This window comes from Actinocrinis sp. (genome assembly GCF_035946395.1).
Taxonomy (GTDB): Bacteria; Actinomycetota; Actinomycetes; order Streptomycetales; family Catenulisporaceae; genus Actinocrinis.
In genome coordinates this window covers 16,775-35,063 of record NZ_DASYZI010000003.1, presented here as the reverse complement: position 1 = coordinate 35,063, position 18,289 = coordinate 16,775, and the positions used below count along the sequence as shown (strand labels likewise).

The 18,289-nt window shown below is 70.2% G+C and carries 19 protein-coding genes; 8 read left to right on the top strand and 11 right to left on the bottom strand.

From position 1 onward, the window contains the following. Window position 1: 1 nt before the first annotated feature. Both VGS97_RS00250 and VGS97_RS00245 read right to left on the bottom strand, forming a co-directional pair. Window positions 2-160, bottom strand: a complete 159-nt coding sequence (locus VGS97_RS00250) for a hypothetical protein (RefSeq protein WP_326851072.1) — start codon at window positions 158-160, stop codon at window positions 2-4. A 181-nt stretch (window positions 161-341) separates the two neighbouring features. Further along, a complete protein-coding gene (locus VGS97_RS00245; RefSeq protein ID WP_326851071.1) occupies window positions 342-647 on the bottom strand; it encodes a hypothetical protein in 306 nt (101 codons plus the stop codon). A 115-nt stretch (window positions 648-762) separates the two neighbouring features. Here VGS97_RS00245 and VGS97_RS00240 point away from each other — a divergent pair, with 115 nt between their 5' ends. Beyond that, window positions 763-1,755, top strand: a complete 993-nt coding sequence (locus tag VGS97_RS00240; RefSeq protein ID WP_326851070.1) for a helix-turn-helix transcriptional regulator — start codon at window positions 763-765, stop codon at window positions 1,753-1,755. 103 nt (window positions 1,756-1,858) lie between these two features. On the opposite strand, the gene VGS97_RS00235 is transcribed toward VGS97_RS00240, so the two are convergent. Next, a complete protein-coding gene (locus tag VGS97_RS00235; RefSeq protein ID WP_326851069.1) occupies window positions 1,859-2,383 on the bottom strand; it encodes a hypothetical protein in 525 nt (174 codons plus the stop codon). Between the two features lie 87 nt (window positions 2,384-2,470). Further along, window positions 2,471-3,250: a dienelactone hydrolase family protein gene (locus VGS97_RS00230; RefSeq protein ID WP_326851068.1), complete on the bottom strand. Its 780-nt coding sequence runs from the start codon at window positions 3,248-3,250 to the stop codon at window positions 2,471-2,473. A gap of 275 nt (window positions 3,251-3,525) precedes the next feature. On the opposite strand from VGS97_RS00230, the gene VGS97_RS00225 reads away from it, so the two are divergent. From VGS97_RS00225 to VGS97_RS00215, 3 genes are all read left to right on the top strand, one after another. Further along, window positions 3,526-4,152, top strand: a complete 627-nt coding sequence (locus tag VGS97_RS00225) for a TetR family transcriptional regulator (protein WP_326851067.1) — start codon at window positions 3,526-3,528, stop codon at window positions 4,150-4,152. A gap of 68 nt (window positions 4,153-4,220) precedes the next feature. Further along, window positions 4,221-4,991 (top strand): ABC transporter ATP-binding protein, encoded by a 771-nt coding sequence (locus tag VGS97_RS00220; RefSeq protein WP_326851066.1) that lies wholly within the window; start codon window positions 4,221-4,223, stop codon window positions 4,989-4,991. Continuing rightward, window positions 4,988-5,785 carry an ABC transporter permease gene (locus tag VGS97_RS00215; protein ID WP_326851065.1) on the top strand — a complete coding sequence of 266 codons (798 nt, stop codon included), beginning with the start codon at window positions 4,988-4,990 and terminating at the stop codon, window positions 5,783-5,785. The genes VGS97_RS00220 and VGS97_RS00215 overlap by 4 nt, the downstream gene beginning before the upstream one ends. A 34-nt stretch (window positions 5,786-5,819) precedes the next feature. Here the strand turns inward: VGS97_RS00215 and VGS97_RS00210 are convergent, their stop codons facing one another. Together VGS97_RS00210 and chrA are read right to left on the bottom strand one after the other, a co-directional pair. After that, window positions 5,820-6,098 (bottom strand): GlsB/YeaQ/YmgE family stress response membrane protein, encoded by a 279-nt coding sequence (locus tag VGS97_RS00210; RefSeq protein WP_326851064.1) that lies wholly within the window; start codon window positions 6,096-6,098, stop codon window positions 5,820-5,822. A gap of 154 nt (window positions 6,099-6,252) precedes the next feature. Further along, on the bottom strand, window positions 6,253-7,440 hold the full coding sequence (chrA, locus tag VGS97_RS00205; protein ID WP_326851063.1) for a chromate efflux transporter: 1,188 nt from the start codon (window positions 7,438-7,440) through the stop codon (window positions 6,253-6,255). 159 nt (window positions 7,441-7,599) lie between these two features. Between chrA and dhaK the strand changes: the two genes are divergently transcribed. From dhaK to VGS97_RS00185, 4 genes are all read left to right on the top strand, one after another. Then, complete coding sequence (gene dhaK, locus VGS97_RS00200; protein ID WP_326851062.1) at window positions 7,600-8,592, top strand: dihydroxyacetone kinase subunit DhaK; 993 nt, start codon at window positions 7,600-7,602, stop codon at window positions 8,590-8,592. Next, window positions 8,589-9,296 carry a dihydroxyacetone kinase subunit DhaL gene (dhaL, locus tag VGS97_RS00195; protein WP_414641605.1) on the top strand — a complete coding sequence of 236 codons (708 nt, stop codon included), beginning with the start codon at window positions 8,589-8,591 and terminating at the stop codon, window positions 9,294-9,296. The genes dhaK and dhaL overlap by 4 nt, the downstream gene beginning before the upstream one ends. A 103-nt stretch (window positions 9,297-9,399) precedes the next feature. Further along, window positions 9,400-9,828 carry a dihydroxyacetone kinase phosphoryl donor subunit DhaM gene (gene dhaM, locus VGS97_RS00190; RefSeq protein WP_349261914.1) on the top strand — a complete coding sequence of 143 codons (429 nt, stop codon included), beginning with the start codon at window positions 9,400-9,402 and terminating at the stop codon, window positions 9,826-9,828. 74 nt (window positions 9,829-9,902) lie between these two features. Further along, window positions 9,903-10,505 (top strand): YbaK/EbsC family protein, encoded by a 603-nt coding sequence (locus tag VGS97_RS00185; protein ID WP_326851059.1) that lies wholly within the window; start codon window positions 9,903-9,905, stop codon window positions 10,503-10,505. Window positions 10,506-10,690: 185 nt separating this feature from the next. Here VGS97_RS00185 and VGS97_RS00180 read toward each other — a convergent pair whose 3' ends face one another. The 5 genes from VGS97_RS00180 to VGS97_RS00160 all read right to left on the bottom strand — a co-directional run bounded on the left by VGS97_RS00180 (window position 10,691) and on the right by VGS97_RS00160 (window position 18,243). Then, the gene (locus VGS97_RS00180) at window positions 10,691-11,686 is read right to left on the bottom strand and encodes a TIGR03842 family LLM class F420-dependent oxidoreductase (protein ID WP_326851058.1); all 996 of its coding nucleotides are present in this window, start codon (window positions 11,684-11,686) and stop codon (window positions 10,691-10,693) included. Between the two features lie 13 nt (window positions 11,687-11,699). Next, window positions 11,700-13,103 carry a dihydropyrimidinase gene (gene hydA, locus VGS97_RS00175; protein ID WP_326851057.1) on the bottom strand — a complete coding sequence of 468 codons (1,404 nt, stop codon included), beginning with the start codon at window positions 13,101-13,103 and terminating at the stop codon, window positions 11,700-11,702. Between the two features lie 14 nt (window positions 13,104-13,117). Continuing rightward, the gene (locus VGS97_RS00170; RefSeq protein WP_326851056.1) at window positions 13,118-13,960 is read right to left on the bottom strand and encodes a nitrilase-related carbon-nitrogen hydrolase; all 843 of its coding nucleotides are present in this window, start codon (window positions 13,958-13,960) and stop codon (window positions 13,118-13,120) included. A 49-nt stretch (window positions 13,961-14,009) separates the two neighbouring features. Then, on the bottom strand, window positions 14,010-15,542 hold the full coding sequence (locus tag VGS97_RS00165; protein ID WP_326851055.1) for an NCS1 family nucleobase:cation symporter-1: 1,533 nt from the start codon (window positions 15,540-15,542) through the stop codon (window positions 14,010-14,012). A 271-nt stretch (window positions 15,543-15,813) separates the two neighbouring features. Continuing rightward, the gene (locus VGS97_RS00160) at window positions 15,814-18,243 is read right to left on the bottom strand and encodes an MMPL family transporter (protein WP_326851054.1); all 2,430 of its coding nucleotides are present in this window, start codon (window positions 18,241-18,243) and stop codon (window positions 15,814-15,816) included. Window positions 18,244-18,289 lie beyond the last annotated feature (46 nt).

Sequence of the window (18,289 nt, the reverse complement as noted above, 5' to 3'; positions counted from 1 at the left end):
GTCAGTCCCAGATCAAGTTGGCGGGCGCAGTCGTGGCGGAGGCGACGGCCGCGGTGGACGCGGCGGCGGGCGCGATGGCGGCCGCGGTGAGCACGGCCGGGGCGGCCGAGACGAGAGTGGCGGCGACCAGCAGGCCCGCGGAACGGGGGAGACGCTTCATGGGGAATGCCTCTTTCACACAGAGTGAATTCCGGGTGGGGGTGTTGGAACGGGGTTTTTTCGAAGCCCGCGGTGCCTCGGAATACCGCTATCCGAGGCAGGATTTTGCCGGAGCGGCGCCGCTCCTGTCACCCTTCCGTGCTGACATGACCCTGCGGTGGCAGCAAGCTGTTGGCCGCCTTTCACACTCCCAGAAGGATCTCCTCGGCGCCCGGCACCAGGCCCGCGCCGCAGTAGTCCATGGACCAGCCTTCCAGCTCCGGACAGCTGCTCAGGGCGCGCATGCAGAGATCCGCGGTGGCCGACTCGGCGGCGGCCAGATCCGGGTGGCAGACGAAGAACGCCAGGCGTGCCTCGCGGGTGTCGGTCTCCGCGTAGAGGTGCTCCAGACAATCGTCGGGATCTGCGATATCCGTCAAAAGCCGGCGAAGATCGTCAGCGCTAATGGTGGCGTCCTGCACGGTCAACCGCGAATTGATGAGATACATATTTCCGATGTTCCGTCAGACGAAGGCTATGGGCCAGGATTTCGGTGTGGCAGAATCTTGCGGTGCAGGGACCTGCACGCTTCACTGAGGAGCAACCGATCGTTGGGGGCTTGCCATGCTGGAAGCACTGGGCGTCAGTCTCGACGCGGAGCGCGTATATAAGGCCATGCTCGCCGAGCCTCGCGTGGGCGTCGTGCAGCTGGCCGACCGGCTCGGCTTTCCGACCGAGCGGGTGCGCGACAGCCTCGACGAGCTCGCGAAGCTTTCACTGCTGCGCCCCTCGTACGAGTCCCCGGGCGGTCTGCGCCTGGTCAGCCCGGAGGTCGGCCTCTCCCATCTGCTGGCCGAGCGCGAGGCCGAGCTGCTGGAACAGCAGCGGCAGATCGCGGCCAGCCGCGCCGCGGTCGCCGCGGTGGTGGCCGACTACGCCGACCTGCATCCCTCGCGCCAGCACTCGGACATCGAGCAACTGGTCGGCATCGACGCGGTGCGCTCGTGGATCGAGGAGCGCGCGCACGTCGGCCTAGCCGAGGTGATGACGTTCTCCCCGGGCGGCGCGATGAGCGAGCAGAGCCTGGCCGCGGCCCGGCCGCTGGACCAGGAGGCGTTGGCCCGCGGCACGAAGATGCGGTCGCTGTATCTGGACAGCGTGCGCAACCACCCGCCGACGATCAACTACCTGCGCTGGCTGGTCGAGCAGGGCGGGCAGGTGCGCACCACCGCGACACTGCCGCTGCGCATGATCATCTTCGACCGGAAGCAGGCGCTGATCCCGGTCAATCCGGAGCACAGCAAGACCGGCGCGGTCGTGCAGCGCGGCCCCGGGATGGTCGCCGCGCTCTGTGCGCTGTTCGAGCAGATGTGGCAGACCGCCCGGCCGGTGGGCGAGGAGCGCCAGCGTGACGACCAGGGCCTGACCGGCCAGGAGCAGGCGGTGATCAACCTGCTGGCCGAAGGCTGGACCGACGACGTGATAGCCCGCAAGCTCGGGGTCTCCGTGCGTACCAGCCGCCGGATAACCGCCGAGCTGACCCAGCGCCTCGGCGCGCGCAGCCGCTTCCAGGCGGGGGCGCGCGCGGTCGAACGTGGCTGGATCAAGCAGATCTGACCCGGCGTCGACCAAGGCTCAGAGCTACGGTACGGGACAGGTCTGCCGGATCGAGGGTTCGGCCGGGGTCGGGGGTCGATGCTCAGCGGTCGTCGGCTGGCGGTCAGCCCGGGTCTGTGCCGACTGATTGCAGCAGGCCCCACACGAATTCGGCCGTCGCGGCCACTGGCACGCCGTCGGCTCCGGGGGCGGTGAGCAGCGTGGTCCAGCGGCTCGGCGCGGAACCCTCGCGATGGCGCACCGGCGCGAATGCTCGCTCCACGTCGCCGATCACGCATGACCACGGCGTCAGATCACTCAAACGAGTCAACTTCGGCGCGGGCACGGCGGGATCGCGCACGAGCATCTCGCTGAGCATCGCCGCGCCCGGCCCGGTCAGCGCTTCGTAGCGCAGGTCCGGCCACAACGGCAGCAGCCAGTGCGTGGCCGTGCAGACCAGGTCGCCGAATCGGCGCTGCTCCTGCGATACGGGCTCACCGAGAAATCCGTGTAATACCGGCAATCCACCGCGATAGTAGCGAGAGCGGATCATCCGCTGATAGTGCGCATTGATCTCACGCATTTCGGTCACGCTCGCGTCGAGCTGCACGCGCGCCCGCTCGACCAACTCCGGCTGGTAGTCGGCCATCCTGCGCAGCAGCACGAGTTGGAACTCGCGTACTGAGATGTGGATCGGCGCGGTCGGCGGCACCGATCCAGCATAGGGCGGCCGAGGTCAGTCCTCGTGCGCACGGGCGAACTCCAGCACCCGGCGCCACACGTCCGCGCACTCCTTCTCGAACGTGGCGGCATCCGCCTCGAAGAAACCGTGGGTAGCGCCCGGATAGGTGACGAGCTCGCGGAGGTTTCCGGCTGCCGCGAGGGCTTCGTCGAACGCCGTGACCATGCTCGCCGGGATCCCGTCGTCGGCTCCGCCGAACATCCCCAGGATCGGTGCCGTCAGCTGTGGCGCGAGCTGGATCGGGCCGGGCGCGCCGTTCAGCTCGTCCGGAAAACCGTACAGTCCGATCGCTCCGGCTAGGCCGAAGCGGTGATCTGCCGTCAGGAAGGCGAAGCGCCCGCCCATGCAGAAGCCGAGCGAGATCACGTTCCGGCAGCTGCCGCCCCCGGGCCCGCGCAGGTGGGCTATACCGGCGTCGAAGTCGGCGTAGAGGCCGTCACGGGTCAGCGCGCGCAGATGCGTCATGAGGTTCGGCAGCTCGGCGAACTCGGAGGGGCGCGCACGGCAGTCGGGGCCCGCGCTGCGGCCGAAGTAGTCGATCGCGAGCGCCGGCAGGCCCTGTTCGGCAAGACGGCGGGTGAGTTGTTCATAGAACGCGGACAGCCCACGATTGTCGGGCAGCACGAGCACACCCGGGCCGGACGGCTCGGCGGGCAGTGAGCGGAATGCCGCGCACGGCGCGCCGTCGGCGGCTGTCAGCAGGAGCTGCGCGCTGGTCGTGGCGGTGATCGGTGGGCAGTAGAACGGGGGAGCGGCATCGGCTTCATAGCACATGCCGTCATGTTAACCATAGAAAGTGACACTATATCACATATAGATATTGTTAGCTAGATTGAGAGGATTTCGATCCGATCACCGACAGTGGTCGAATCGTGGTGATCGAATCGCAGGGGTCGATTCACTGGTATCGGTTCACTGCGGTCGGTTCACTGTGGTCGATTCATCGGGGCCGAATCGCGGCGGCGCGATCATGAGTCCGATCACAGGGTTGAGCACGTGGTCGATCTCGGGGTCGATCACAGCGTGACGGTCGTGGCGATAATGAGGCGGTGAGCGCACAGGGTGACGGCGATGCGGATACCCCGGTGGCGGCGGGTCGCAGAAAGGCCGGCCGGCGGCCCGGCGGTCCGGACACCCGGCAGAACATCCTCGACGCGGCGCGCGCCGAGTTCGGCGCCCGCGGTTACGAGAACACCAGCATGCGGGCCATCGCCAGGTCCGCCGACGTGAATGCGGCGCTGCTGCACCACTACTTCGGCACAAAGGACCAGCTCTTCCTCGCCGCGCTGGACTTTCCGCTCCAGCCGCGCGACCTGGTCGCGCAGGTGGTGGGCGGCGGCCGCGACCTGGTCGGCGAGCGGCTGGTGCGTTTCGCCTTGGCGCTGCTGGAGAATCCGGCCGCACGCGAGCGGGTGCTCGCGGTGGTGCGCGCCGCCGCGACGAACGAGCAGATGGCCCGGCTGATGCGCGGCTTCATGGAGCGCGAGGTGGTCGTCCCGATCGCCGCCGCGCTCGCGCTCCCGCGCCCGGATCTGCGGGTGGAACTGGCGATGACCCAGATGGTGGGCCTCATCATGGGCCGCTACGTCATCGGGGTCGAACCGCTGGCCTCGGCACCGGTCGACGAACTCGTTCCGCTGCTCGCGCCCACCCTCCAGCGCTACCTGGCCGGGTGACGAGGGCGCGGGCGCAACATCTCGAAGGGTCGTTGACAGAATGGCGGCGCCCTCGGGAAACTAACCGCATGATTAATTTCGCCGTGGAGATCCGCGGCCTGCGGGTGGTGCGCGGCGGCCGGGCCGTGCTGGACGGAGTCGATCTCGACCTCGCACCCGGCACCGTGACCGGTCTGCTCGGGCCCAGCGGCTGCGGCAAGACCACGCTGATGCGCTCGATCGTCGGCGTGCAGAAGATCGCGGGCGGCGAGGTGCGGGTACTCGGACACCCCGCCGGACACGCGGCGCTGCGCCACCGGGTCGGCTATGTGACGCAGGCGCCCTCCGTTTACGCGGACCTGTCGATCGCCGAGAACCTGAACTACTTCTCCGCGGTCCTCGGCAGGTCGCGCGACGACGTCGCACGCGTGATCGAGCACGTCGGCCTCGGCGGACGCGAGCGCGACCTGGTGGCCCGGCTCTCCGGCGGGCAGCGCGCCCGGGTGTCGCTGGCCGCCGCGCTGCTCGGCGCGCCCGAACTGCTCGTGCTCGACGAACCCACCGTCGGCCTGGACCCGGTGCTGCGCCGCGAACTGTGGGACCTTTTCCACGAACTCGCCGCCGCGGGTGCCGCGCTGCTGATCTCCAGCCACGTCATGGATGAGGCATCACGCTGCGGCCACCTGCTGATGATGCGCGACGGCGCGATCATCGCCGACGACACACCGCAAGCCCTGCTGGAGCGCACCGGCGCCCGCGAGATCGAAGGGGCCTTCCTCGCTCTCGTCGCGGGCCGCGAACAGGCGCAGGTAAGCGCGCAGTCCAACGAATCCGAGTCGGTGAAGGGAACCCTCCGATGACCGCGACCTCCGCGACCGGATCCGCACCCGCCCCCGGGCGTCTCGGCGCCGCCCGCGCTGGAACGCGGCGCACGCTGGCCACCGCGCGCAGGGTACTGACCCAGCTGCGCCACGACCCGCGCACGATCGCGCTGCTGATCGTCGTGCCCTGCGTTCTGCTGCTCCTGCTCAAGTACATGTACGACGGGCAGCCCCAGGTTTTCGACCGGATCGGCGCGCCCTTGCTCGGCATGTTCCCGCTGATCGTGATGTTCCTGGTCACCTCGGTCGCGACGCTGCGCGAGCGGTCGAGCGGCACGCTGGAGCGGCTGTTGACCATGCCGCTGGCCAAGCTCGACCTTTTGCTCGGCTACGCCCTGGCGTTCGGTGCGCTCGCCCTGTTGCAGGCAGCGGTCGCGTTCGGCGTGACGCTCGGCGCGCTCGGGCTGCACGTGGCCGGACCCACCTGGCTGCTGTTCGTGGTCGCGGTCGGTGATGGGCTGCTGGGCACCGCACTCGGGTTGTTCGTCTCCGCCTTCGCCGCCACCGAGTTCCAGGCCGTGCAGTTCCTGCCCGCTTTCATCCTGCCGCAGTTCCTGCTGTGCGGGCTTTTCACGCCGCGCGATTCGATGGCGGCGGTGCTGCGCTGGATCTCCGACGTCATGCCGCTGTCGTACGCCGTCGACGCGATGACCAGGCTGACCGACCAGTCCGGGGTCAGCGGCCTGATCGTCAGGGATCTGGTGGTGATCGGCGGGGCGGCCCTGGTCGCGCTCAGCCTGGGTGCGGCGACTCTGCGCCGCCGCACCGCGTAGCCGTTGCCCCTGGTCGGCTACGCGGCGCGCGGCGTCAGGCGTGTGTTTTGGTCCTGTCACGGCGCGCCCACAGCGGCGCGACGAACGCGATCAGCACCATCGCGATCCCGATTTGCAGGATGTGGCGGATCCAGTCGACGCCGCCGGTGTGCCGTACGCCGATCCAGGACGCGATGCCGTTGCCGAGGAACGCCCCCGCGATGCCGAAGAGCACCGTCAGCCACAGCGGAATGGCCTGCTTGCCCGGAAGCAGCATCCGCGCGATGACGCCGATGACCAAACCGGCGATGAGTGACCACAGGATCTGGAACATGCGACCAGTTTCGGCACGGCGGCCGGTTGGCGCCGCGTCAGAGGTCCGATCGGGTGAAATGCGTAGCAGCGCGCCGTGATGCCGTGATGATGAGGAGACGGTGCCGATCAGGAGACAGTGGCATTCGACAGCGACATTCAGCAGACAGTGACGTTCAGGACAGCGCGAAGCCGGACACTGCGGCCAGCACGCCGAGCACGCCCGCGCCGATCAGCGCGCTGACCACGTCGCGCCGCAGCACCAGCAGCCACACGCCCGCCGCGGCCAGTACGACGAACTCCCATGGCTCGGCCAGCACGAGACCGAGCGTGATCGCCGACCCGCCGATCGCCCCGATGGTCGCCGGTCCTGCTCCGTCGAGGAAGGCCTGCACGTCGGCGCTGCCGCGCAGCCGGTCGAAGCGTCCGGCGCCGAACAGGACGAACACGAACGACGGCGCGAACGCGATGAACGCGGCGAACAGCGCGCCGAGCACGCCCGCCGCCGCGTATCCGACCACGGCGACGGTCTGCACGACCGGTCCCGGGGTGATCTGGCCGAGCGCGACCGCCGTGGTGAACTGCGCCGCGGTCAGGTAGTGGTAGTGGTGCACCGCGTCGGACTGCATCAGGGGGATGATGACGAAGCCGCCGCCGTAGGAGAGCGCGCCGACCTTGAACGCGGTCCAGGCCAGCCCGCCGAGCCCGCCGACCATGGGCGTCCCGACCGCCAGCAGCGGCCAGAGCATCGCACGAGCCTGAAGCGCAGGGCGCCGCCGCCATACGACCTCCGCAGCGCCGCACCCGAGCAGCACCAGCACGAGAAACGGGCCGATGAGGATCGCCGCCACGGCGCCGACCACCAGGTACACGGCCCAGCGCGTGCGCTGCCCCGGGCGGTGCGCGCGGCGGCGGCTGGCCGGAAGCAGCGTCGCCGCGGCTTGCAGGGCCACGGCTGCGACGGCGGCCCCGGCGCCTGCTGCCGCGCCGCGCACCCACAGCGGCGGATGCCCGGCCAGGAACAGCGCGGCCAGCCCGATGATGATCACCAGCCCCGGCGCGATGAAGCACAGTCCGCCCACCATGGCCCCGGCCGCGCCGCGCAGCGACCAAGCGCAGAAGATGGCCAATTGAGTCGAGGCCGGGCCCGGCAGCAGGTTGGTCGCGGCGATGCCGTCCTCGAACCGCTCGGGCGCGAGCCAGTGCCGGTCTTCCACGCACAGCCGGCGCAGCAGCGCGATGTGCGCGGGCGGTCCGCCGAAGCCGATCAGGCCGATCCGCGTCCACTCCCGCGCGATCAACGCCAGCCCGACCCGTTCACCGGTGGTCGTGGCGGGCCCGTGCAGCGTCTGGGAATCGGTCACGAGTACGTCCTCGGCTGTCGGCACTTGTGGTGTCAGACAATGCCAGACGATACCCGTACGTCGAAGGGCCCCGATGCCAAGACCTCCATGGTCTCCGTGTCGGTTTGACAGCCGGTTGGTGCCACCGTCGGGCATCACCTGCGGGCATAATGTGGAGGCGTGAAAAAGCTGATCAACGCGCCCGACGCCGTCGTCGCCGACGCGCTCGCGGGTCTGGCAGTCGCGCACCCCTCGCTCTCGGTCGACGTGGAGAACCGCGTGGTGCTGCGCGCACAGCGGGCCAGTCGCGGAAAAGTCGGGCTGGTCAGCGGGGGCGGATCCGGCCACGAGCCGTTGCACGCGGGGTTCGTCGGCTACGGGATGCTCGACGCGGCCTGCCCCGGCGAGGTGTTCACCTCCCCGGTGCCCGACCAGATGCTCGCCGCGGCGCGGGCGGTCGACGGCGGGGCCGGGGTCCTACAGATCGTCAAGAACTACACCGGCGACGTGCTCAACTTCCAGATGGCCGCGGAACTGGCCGCCGACGACGGCATAGAGGTCGGCTCCGTCCTGGTCAACGATGACGTCGCGGTCGAGGACTCGCTTTACACAGCGGGGCGGCGCGGTACTGGGGCGACCGTGTTCGTCGAGAAGATCGCGGGCGCACTGGCCGAGCAGGGAGCGGCGCTGGCCGAGGTCACGGCCATCGCCGAGGAGGTCAACGCCCGCACCCGCTCCTTCGGCATCGCACTCGGCCCAGCCGTCACACCCGCTTCGGGCAAGCCGGGATTCGCTCTCGGCGACACGGAGATCGAGGTCGGTGTGGGCATCCACGGTGAGCCGGGGCGACGCCGCGATGCCATGGCGCCCGCCGCACAGCTCGTGCACGCGGCGCTCGACGCGATCAACGACGACATGCCGTTGAGCGGCGACGTGCTGGTCATGGTCAACGGCTTGGGCGGTACACCGCTGATCGAGCTCTACGTCGCATATGGCGAGGTACACCGCCAACTCGCGGACAAGGGCGTGCGGATCGCGCGCAACCTCGTCGGCAACTACATCACCAGCCTTGAGATGCCCGGCTTCTCTCTGACGGTTTGCCGACTGACCGACCGGCTCACCGAGCTGTGGGACGCTCCCGTGGAAACTCCCGCGCTGCGGTGGGGGCGGTGAAACCGGTGACGACCCCCGACGAACCTGTCGCCCTCGACACGGCCTTCTTCGTCGCCTGGATCACGAAGGCCGCACAGGCGATCGAGGAGCACCTTACCCGCCTCGGTGAGCTCGACGCGGCGATCGGCGACGGCGACCACGGCACGAACCTCGACCGGGGATTCGCCGGCGTGCTGCGCGTGCTGGACACCACCTCGCCGCGCACCCCCGCCACGGTGCTCGCGCTCACCGGCACGACCCTGATTTCGAAGGTCGGCGGCGCGTCCGGACCGCTGTACGGGACCGCGTTCCGGCGCGCGGGCAACGCCCTGGGCGATGCGGAGCGGATCGACCTGCCCGGCCTCGCCGCGGCGCTGGAGGCCGCGCTCGCCGCGATCCGCAAGCTCGGCGCCGCGCGTGACGGCGACAAGACGATGGTCGACGCGTTCGTGCCCGCAGTGGCCGCGCTGAACAAGGCCGCGGCTGACGCGGTGCCGCTGGTTGCCGCCCTGGACGCCACCGTCGCCGCGGCCGAGGCCGGCGCGCAGGCGACGATCGCCATGCAGGCGGTCAAGGGCCGCGCCAGCTATCTCGGCCCGCGCAGCGTCGGCCATGAGGATCCTGGCGCCGCGTCCACGGTGCTGATCCTCACCGCGCTGCGTGACACAGCCCGCGAGGCCTCGGAATCTGGCGCGAGCGGTGAGCCGGGAGTGAACGGTGACTAGGGAGCCAGCCGCGCTCGTCGGGGCAACGGTTCCCGACACCGTGGCCTCACCCACGACCACGCCCGTGTTTCCCGCCCCGGCCGCCGCGTCGGAACCCATCACGATGCCCGAATCCGCCTCCACGCTGCCGCCGCTGCGCCCGCTCGTCGGTATCGTCCTGGTCTCGCACAGTGCGCTGCTCGCCGAGGGCGCCGCCGAACTGGCACGTCAGCTCGGCGGCGGCGAAGTGCCGGTGGAATCGGCCGGGGGACTGCCCGACGGCGGCATCGGCACCAGCATCGAGCTGATCGAGCAGGCCGTGCGCGCCGCGGACCGGGGCGCCGGCGTGGTCGTCCTCGCCGATCTCGGCAGCGCCGTGCTGACCGTCAGACTCCTGCTCGACGACGCGGACACGCTCCCGGACACGGTCGTCCTGGCCGACGCCCCGTTCGTCGAAGGCGCGGTCTCGGCCGCGGTCGCGGCCTCCTCGGGCGCGAACGCCGAAGCAGTGCGCACCGCGGCGGAAGAGGCCCGCGGCTTCCGCAAGCTCTGACGTCCAGGCAGCGGCAGGCCCCGGTATCGCCGTAGTGGGAACGAGCGGGGGACCGGCAGTGGCATGCTGGGGCCGTGACAGTGAACGTCGTTCTCGAACCCGCCGCCGACCGGCTGGACCTGCTGGCCGCCGCGACCGCCAAGGCCCTCGCCGACCTCGCCGCAGTCCTGCCGCTCGACCAGGTCAGCGTCGGCGCTATCGACCCCGCGCTCGCGGACACCGCCGCCTTCTGCGCCGAATACGGCGTGGACTTGGACGAGACCGCCAACTGCGTCGTCGTGGCCGCCAAACGCGCCGGCCAGACCACCTACGCGGCCTGCCTCGTGCGCGCCACCACCCGTGCCGACATCAATGGCCTGACCCGCCGCCACCTGGGAGCGCGCAAGATCTCCTTCGCGCCGATGGACGACGCCGTCGCGCTGACCGGCATGGAGTACGGCGGCATCACCCCGATCGGCCTGCCCGAGGGCTGGCCGATCCTGATCGACGACGCGGTGGCCGCCGTGCCCCGGGTGGTCGTGGGCTCCGGCGTGCGCGGCTCGAAGATCTGGCTGCCCGGCTCGGCGCTCACCCTGCTGCCGGGCGCCGTCGTGCTGCCCGGCCTTGGCATGGTGGCGAACGGTGATGCGGCAGCCGGCAGTGATGCGTCACCGGGCAGCGACCCGCAGGGGGCATGAAGCCACCGGCGAACACGACCACGCTCGGGATGCCCGACTTCCGGCGCGGACGTGCCTTCTACCGCGAACCGGGCTGGCTGTGGTAGCTCGGAAGCGACAACTTCGCCGCCTTCGAGCCACCGCAGCGTCGTGCTCATGACATGGCGATCCGCTGGATATCGGCGGATCGCCATGTCAACGTCACTTCAGCGCATTGCCGGTATCACGTCTTGGCCGTACGCCCAGAGCGTCTGCTCCGGCTGGTCGTGCATGAGGTAGAGCGCGAACTGGTCAACGCCGATCTCGGCGAGTTCGGCCAGCCGCTCGCGGTGCGCCGACGCGGGGCCGAGCAGGCAGAACCGGTCCACGATCTCGTCGGGGACGAAATCCGCGGACGGGTTTCCGGCCCGGCCGTGGTGCGTGTAGTCGTAGCCGTCGCGGCCCTTGATGTAGTCCGTCAGCGCTTTGGGCACCGGGCCGTCCGCGCCGTAGCGGGTCACCAGGTCGGCCACGTGATTGCCGACCATGCCGCCGAACCATCGGGTCTGCTCGCGTGCGTGCTCCAAGTCCTCGCCGACGTACGCGGGAGCCGAGACGCACACGGTGATCGTGTCCGGGTCGCGCCCCGCCGCCTTCGCCGCCGCGCGCACCGTGCCGATGGTCCAGCGCGCGATGTCGGGGTCGGCGCACTGGAGCACGAAGCCGTCCGCCTGCTCGCCGACCAGCTTGAGCGCCTTGGGACCGTAGGCGGCCATCCACATCGGCAGCCGACCGCCCTTGACCCACGGGATGCGCACCATGGCGTTGCCCAGCTGCGTCTCCCGGCCCTCGGCGAGGTCCTTGACGGCGCGCATGCACGCACTGACCGAGGCCAGCGTCTCCGGCTTGCGGCCGATCACCCGCAGCGCCGAGTCGCCGCGGCCGATCGCGCAGATGGTCCGGTTGCCGTACATGTCGTTGAGCGTCGCGAACAGCGAGGCGAGCACCGACCAGTCGCGGGTGCCCGGATTGGTCACCAGCGGCCCGACCCGCATCCGCTCGGTGGCGGCCAGGATCCGCGAGTAGATGACGAACGGCTCCTGCCACAGCACCGTCGAGTCGAAGGTCCAGCCGTAGCCGAAGCCGAGCTGCTCGGCCTGGCGCATCGTGTCGATCAGGCGGGTCGCCGGCGGATCGGTCTGTAGGACGACGCCGAAGTCCATCTGCCGACTCCCTTCAGACGAGGTACTGGGACAGGCCGCGGGCGAGGAACCGGCCGTGGCCCGGCTTGCCGTGGAACGCGCCGCCGCGGATCACCACGGCGCCGCGGGAGAGCACCGTGTCGACCCGGCCGGTGATCTCCATGCCCTCATACGCCGAGTAGTCCACGTTCATGTGGTGCGTCTCGGCGCTGATGCTCTGGCGTGCCCGCGGGTCGTAGACCACGATGTCGGCGTCCGCGCCGGGGGCGATCACGCCCTTGCGGCCGTAGAGCCCGAACATGCGCGCCGGGGTGGTCGAGGTGAGCTCGACCCAGCGCTCCTTGCTGATCCGGCCCGCCGCGACCCCCTGGAAGATCAGGTCCATGCGATGCTCGACGCCGGGCATCCCGTTCGGGATCTTGGAGAAGTCGCCGCGGCCGAGCTCCTTCTGGTCCTTGAAGCAGAACGGGCAGTGGTCGGTCGAGACGACCGAGAGGTCGTTGCTGCGCAGGCCCTTCCACAGCGCGTCGACGTGCTCGCGCGGGCGCAGCGGCGGGGACGCGACGTACTTGGCGCCCTCGAAGTCCGGCTTGGCGAGATCGTCAAGGGCCAGATACAGGTACTGCGGGCAGGTCTCGGCGAACACGTTCTGCCCGCCGTCCCGCGCCTCGGTCACGGCGTCAAGGGCCTGCGACGCGGTGAGGTGCACGATGTACAGCGCCGCGCCGCTGACCTTCGCCAGCTGGATCGCGCGGCTGGTGGCCTCGCCCTCCAGCTCCGGCGGGCGGGTCAGGCCGTGGTACACCGGCTCGCCGTGCCCCTCGGCCAGCGCCTGCGCGACCAGCCGGTCGATCGCGATGCCGTTCTCGGCGTGCATCATGATCACTGCGCCGTTGGCTCGCGCGCGCTGCATCGCCAGGAAGATGTCGCCGTCGGTGGAGTAGAACACCCCGGGGTACGCCATGAACATCTTGAAGCTGGTGATCCCGGCGCCGACCGCCGCGTCCATCTCCCTGAGCGTGCCGTCGTTGACGTCCGAGACGATCGCGTGCAGGCCGTAGTCGATCGCGCAGTTGCCGTCGGCCTTGGCGTGCCAGGCGTCGATCCCGGCCAGCAGCGAGTTCCCCTTGCTCTGCACCGCGAAGTCGACGATCGTCGTCGTACCGCCCCACGCCGCGGCGATCGTGCCGGTCTCGAAGGTGTCGGAGGCGAAGGTGCCGCCGAACGGCAGCTCCATGTGCGTGTGCACGTCGATGCCGCCGGGCAGCACGTACTTCCCGGTCGCGTCGATCCGGGTGTCAGCACTCGACCGCCACGACTGCGCGAGCTCGGATCCGGGGTCGGCCAGGGCCGTGACGCTCTCGCCCTCGATCAGGACGTCGGCGGGCACGGAGCCGGTGGCCGACAGCAGCAGGCCGGAATGGATCAGGGTGCTCATCGGTCTGCTCCTTCTCAGGCCTCGGTCAGCGGGCCGTAGGTCTCCGGGCGCCGGTCGCGGTAGAAGGCCCACAGGTCGCGGACCTCCTGCAACCGGCCCATGTCCAGGTCGCGCACGACGATCTCCTCCTCGGTGTCCGAGGCGGCGTCGCCGACCAACTGGCCGCGCGGGTCGACGAAGTAGGACTGCCCGTAGAAGTCGTTCTCGCCCAGCGGCTCCACGCCGACCCGGTTGAGCGCGCCGATGAAGTACTCGTTTGCCACCGCCGCGGCCGGCTGCTCCAGCCGCCACAGGTACTGTGACAGGCCCCTGCTGGTCGCCGAGGGGTTGAACACGATGCGCGCCCCGGCCAGGCCCAGCGCCCGCCAGCCCTCGGGGAAGTGCCGCTCGTAGCAGATGTAGACGCCGATGCGGCCGACGGCCGTGTCGAACACCGGGTAGCCGAGGTTTCCGGGCCGGAAGTAGAACTTCTCCCAGAAGCCGCTCACCTGCGGGATGTGGTTCTTGCGGTGCTTGCCGAGGAGCGTGCCGTCCGCGTCGATCACCGCGGCGGTGTTGTAGTAGACGCCGGCCTGTTCGTGTTCGTACATCGGCGCGATGAGCACGACGCCGTTTTCCCTGGCGACCTCCTGCATCAGCCGGGTGGTCGGGCCGTCCGGGATCGCCTCGGTGTAGGAGAAGTACTCGCTCTCCTGCACCTGGCAGAAGTACGGACCGTAGAACAGCTCCTGAAGGCACACCACCTGCGCGCCCTGCGCCGCGGCCGCCTGTACGTGCGCCACCGCGTTCTCGATCATGGTCTTCTTCTCGCCGGTCCACTTCTGCTGGACCAGGGCCGCCCTGACGATCTCGGACACGCTCACCACGCCTTTCCGCACTCAATGCTCGGTTTCCATGAAAAGCTCGTCACTCGGCCGCCGCCACCGCGGGCTCCGGGAATGCCGTCGCCCGTGCCCGCCCCGGCGCGGCCAGCAGCAGGTACAGTACGAGACCCGAACCGAAGCCCACTGCCCAGCTGTACGAGTACAGCGGCTTGAGCAGCGGGATCAGCCCGCCCGCCGGGAACGGGCCGGCCGTGCCCGGCGCCGTGTACGCCCCGCCGACCGCGAGCAGCGCACCGACCACGGTGGCCGTGACGCCCTGCCAGTTCCAGCCGCCGGCGTACCAGTACGCCGCGCCGCGCCGGTACAGCGCGGCCGGGTCCAGCCGGGTGCGCCGCAGAAACCAGTAGCCTGCGACCAGCACTCCGGCGACCGCGCCGAGCACCCCGCCGTAGAAGTCCAGCCAGTCGAAGATGTACACGTGCGGGTCGCTCAGCAGCTTCCACGGCATCAGCAGCACGCCGACCACTCCGGCGATCAGGCCGCCCATCCGCCGGGAGATCAGCCGCGGCGCCAGGTTGGAGAAGTCGTACGAGGGGCTCACCACGTTCGCCGCGACGTTCACCGAGACGGTCGCCACCAGAAGGGTGACCAATCCGAGCGTCACGACGAACGGGTTGGAGAACTTGGCCGCCAGCTGCGTCGGATCCCAGATCGCCTTGCCGTAGATGATCGCGGTGCCGGACGAGATCATCACCGCGATCAGCGAGAAGAACGTCATGGTGGTCGGCAGCCCGAGCACCTGGCCCCAGAGCTGGCCGCGCTGCGAGCGGGAGAAGCGGGTGAAGTCCGGCATGTTCAGCGAGAGGGTGGCCCAGAACGCGATCATCGCCATCAGCGAGGGCCAGAACACCGGCCAGAACCTGCCGCCCCAGCCGAGCGCGGCCGGCTGCGAGAGCAGCGCGCCGACGCCGTGCGCCCGGTAGATCACCCAGCCGAGCACGGCGAGGAACACGATCAGCACGAACGGCGCGGCCCAGTTCTCGAAGCGGCGCAGGGTGTCCATGCCGCGCCAGATGATCGCCATCTGGATGACCCAGAACACGGCGAAGGCGACCCACAGCGTCCACGGCTGGCCGAGCACCGTGGAGGCGTTCGTCCACCAGGACCCGAGCAGCTTGCCCGCCACCACGCTGATGCCCTCGCCGCCGATCCAGGTCTGGATCCCGAACCAGCCGCAGGCCACCAGGCCGCGCAGCACCGCGGCCAGGTTCGCGCCCCGGATTCCGTAGAAGGCGCGGGCGAACACCGGGAACGGAATGCCGTACTTCGTGCCCGCGTGGCTGTTGAGCAGCATCGGCACCAGCACGATCAGGTTGCCGAGCGCGATGGTCACCAGTGCCTGCACCGGGTTCATCCCGGCGGCGATCAGGCTGGCCGCGAGGGTGTAGGTGACCAGGTTGTGCGACATGCCGATCCACAGCGCCGAGTAGTTGTACAGCGTCCAGGTGCGCTCGGCGATGGGGACGGGTAGTAGTTCGGGGTTGGCGTACGGGCTGTCGGCGAACTCACCCGGGTCGGCGAGCTCGACCGGACCCGCGGTGCCCGGCGAGGCCATGGCGGTGCTCCGATCGCGAGAGGGACGGGCCGGTCACCCCAGCACCTCGGCGCCGCCCGTCGAACGTGCCTGCGCAGCTGCCGAAATAGCTGGTGGAGGGCGTAATGATGCCCGATCCCGCGGATCGGCACACGACGCTTCGCGCTAAATCTTCCTGACGCCGCGCGCCGCGGTCCGGAACCGAGCGTAGTAGCGGTGACACGCGCCGTCGAGGATTCGTGCCTTTCTCCAGCGGCGCGCGCCTCTCGCAGGCCACGATGTCACTGCGACTTCACTCGTATCCCGGGACGGGCTTGCGGGCGTTGGCGATTGCTCCAATGGCGGAAGGTCGGCGCGGCGCCGGCAGCGGGATGTGACGTGCGTCACGCGCGTGCTCGTCGCCAGGAGCTGACGCGGTGTTGATCGGCCCAGTGTTGATTGGCCAAGCGCCGAGCAGGTCAGTGTCGATCAGGCCACTGCCAATCGGTACACCGCCAACATGGTCGGCCTCGACGTGCAGACGCGGCAGGACGCGGTCCAGCCAGGCCGGCAGCCACCAGTTCGCCCGGCCGAGCAGGTGCATCGCCGCGGGGACGAGCACCGTGCGCACGACGAACGCGTCCAGGGCGACCGCCGCGGCCAGCCCGATGCCGAACTCGTCGATGACCCGCTGGCCGCCGAACGCGAACGCGCAGAACACGCAGATCATGATGGTGGCCGCGGCGGTGATCACCCGCGAGGTCTCCACCTGGCCGATCTTCACCGCCCGCGCGTTGTCCCGGTGCCGCACCCACTCCTCGTGCATCCGCGAGACCAGGAAGACCTGATAGTCCATCGAGAGCCCGAACAGGATCGCCAGCATCATCACCGGCAGGAAGGCCTCCACCGGCCCGGCGCCGCCCATGCCGAGCGCGTCCGAGCCCCAGCCCCATTCGAAGAACGCGGTCACCACCCCGAACGAGGCCGCCGCGGCCAGCAGGTTCATCACCGCAGCGGTCAGCGGCACCAGCAGGCAGCGGAAGGCCAGCACCAGCAACACGAAGCCGAGCGCGGTGATCAGCCCGGCGAACAGCGGCAGCTTCCCGCCGAGCACCGCCGCGAAGTCCGCGTACGAGGCCGTCGCGCCGCCGACGTAGACCCGCAGGGTGCTGCCCGCCTCGGCGCCGGGGATGACCTTCTGACGCAGCGTCGCGATGAGGTTCGTGGTCTGGCTCGACTGCGGGGACGAGGCCGGGATGACGGTGACCACGGCGACCCGGCCATCTGTGGACCGCGGTCCGAGTGAGGCGCTTGCCACGCCTGGTGTCGTGCCGAGTGTGGTGACGAGCCTGGCGAGCGCCGCCCTGTCCCCGGCCGACGGGACGCCGGCCGCGAGGGTGAGGGGTCCGTTGATCCCCGGGCCGAAGCCCTCGGCCATCAGGTCGTAGGCCTTGCGCGTGGTGCTGCCCGCCGCGTCGCTGCCCGAGTCGGCCGCGCCGAGCCGCAGCGAGAGCGTCGGGATCGCGAGCAGCACCATCAGCAGCAGCGCGAGCAGGCTCACCAGGCGCGGCCGCCGCTCGACCGATCCAGCCCAGCGCCGCCACAGACCGCGCTTGTCCTCCGTGCCGTGCACGGCCGGATCCGCTGTGCCGTGCGCAGTTGTTGACGCCGTCGTGCCGTGTGCGTACGTCGGCTCAAGCACGCCGGTGCCGTTCGCCAGTCGCCGCCGCTCGCGTCGACTGAAGACCCGCGGCCCGAGCAGGCCGAGCAGCGCGGGCAGCAGCGTCAGCGCTGCCAGCACGGTGAACCCGACGGTGACCGACGCGGCGAGCGCCACTCCGTCCAGGAAACCGAGGCCGAGCACGATCATCCCGAGCAGCGCGATGCACACCGTGCCGCCCGCGAACAGCACCGCCCGGCCCGACGTGGTCACCGCCGTGCCGATCGCGTCGCCCAGCGGCTGCCCGAAGCGCAGCGCGCAGCGGAAGCGGGTGACGATGAAGAGCGCGTAGTCGATTCCGACGCCGAGGCCGATCAGCGCGCCGAGCGTCGGCGCGAAGTCCGCGACGCTCAGCGCGTGGCTCAGCATCCCGATCGTGAGCAGTCCGCCGCCGACGCCCGCGACTCCGGTCAGGATCGGCAGCGCCATCGCGAACAGCGAGCCGAAGGCCGCGAACAGCACGACCGCCGCGGCGAGGATGCCGACCAGTTCGCTGGTCGACGCGGGGCCCTGGCCCTGCTCCGTCTGCTGGATCGCGTCGCCGCCGACTTCGACGTCGAGCGTGCTCGTCGATGCCTGCTGCGCGCTCAGCACGAGCGTGCGCAGTTCGGCGGGCGACGGTGACGCGGTGCCTCCGGCGAGATCGACCGAGGCGTACGCGGTATGACCGTCCGCGCTGATCTGCTGTGCGCCGGACGCGGTGTACGGACTGGAGATCCCGGTCACGCCGGGCAGGTCGCCGAGCGATGTCAGCGTCCCGGCCATCCGCGACTCGACCGCCGAGTCACGCACCGAGCCGTTGCCCACGTGCCACACCACCGTCGCCGTGTCGCCGGTCTGCGCCGGGAACGCGGCGGCCAGCAACTCGTCCGCCTTCGCCGAATCCGTGTTCGCCGGCGAGAACGAACTCGAATACGCGCTGCCGGAAGTGAGCGCCGCGATGCCGAGGCCGAGCAGCACGGCGATCCAGACCAGCACGACGGCAAGCCGATGCCGGTGGCACCAGCGCGCGAGAGCGGTCACTCGGTCTCCCGGGGTCGAACAGCGAGTGTCGCGCGCGGTGCGGAAA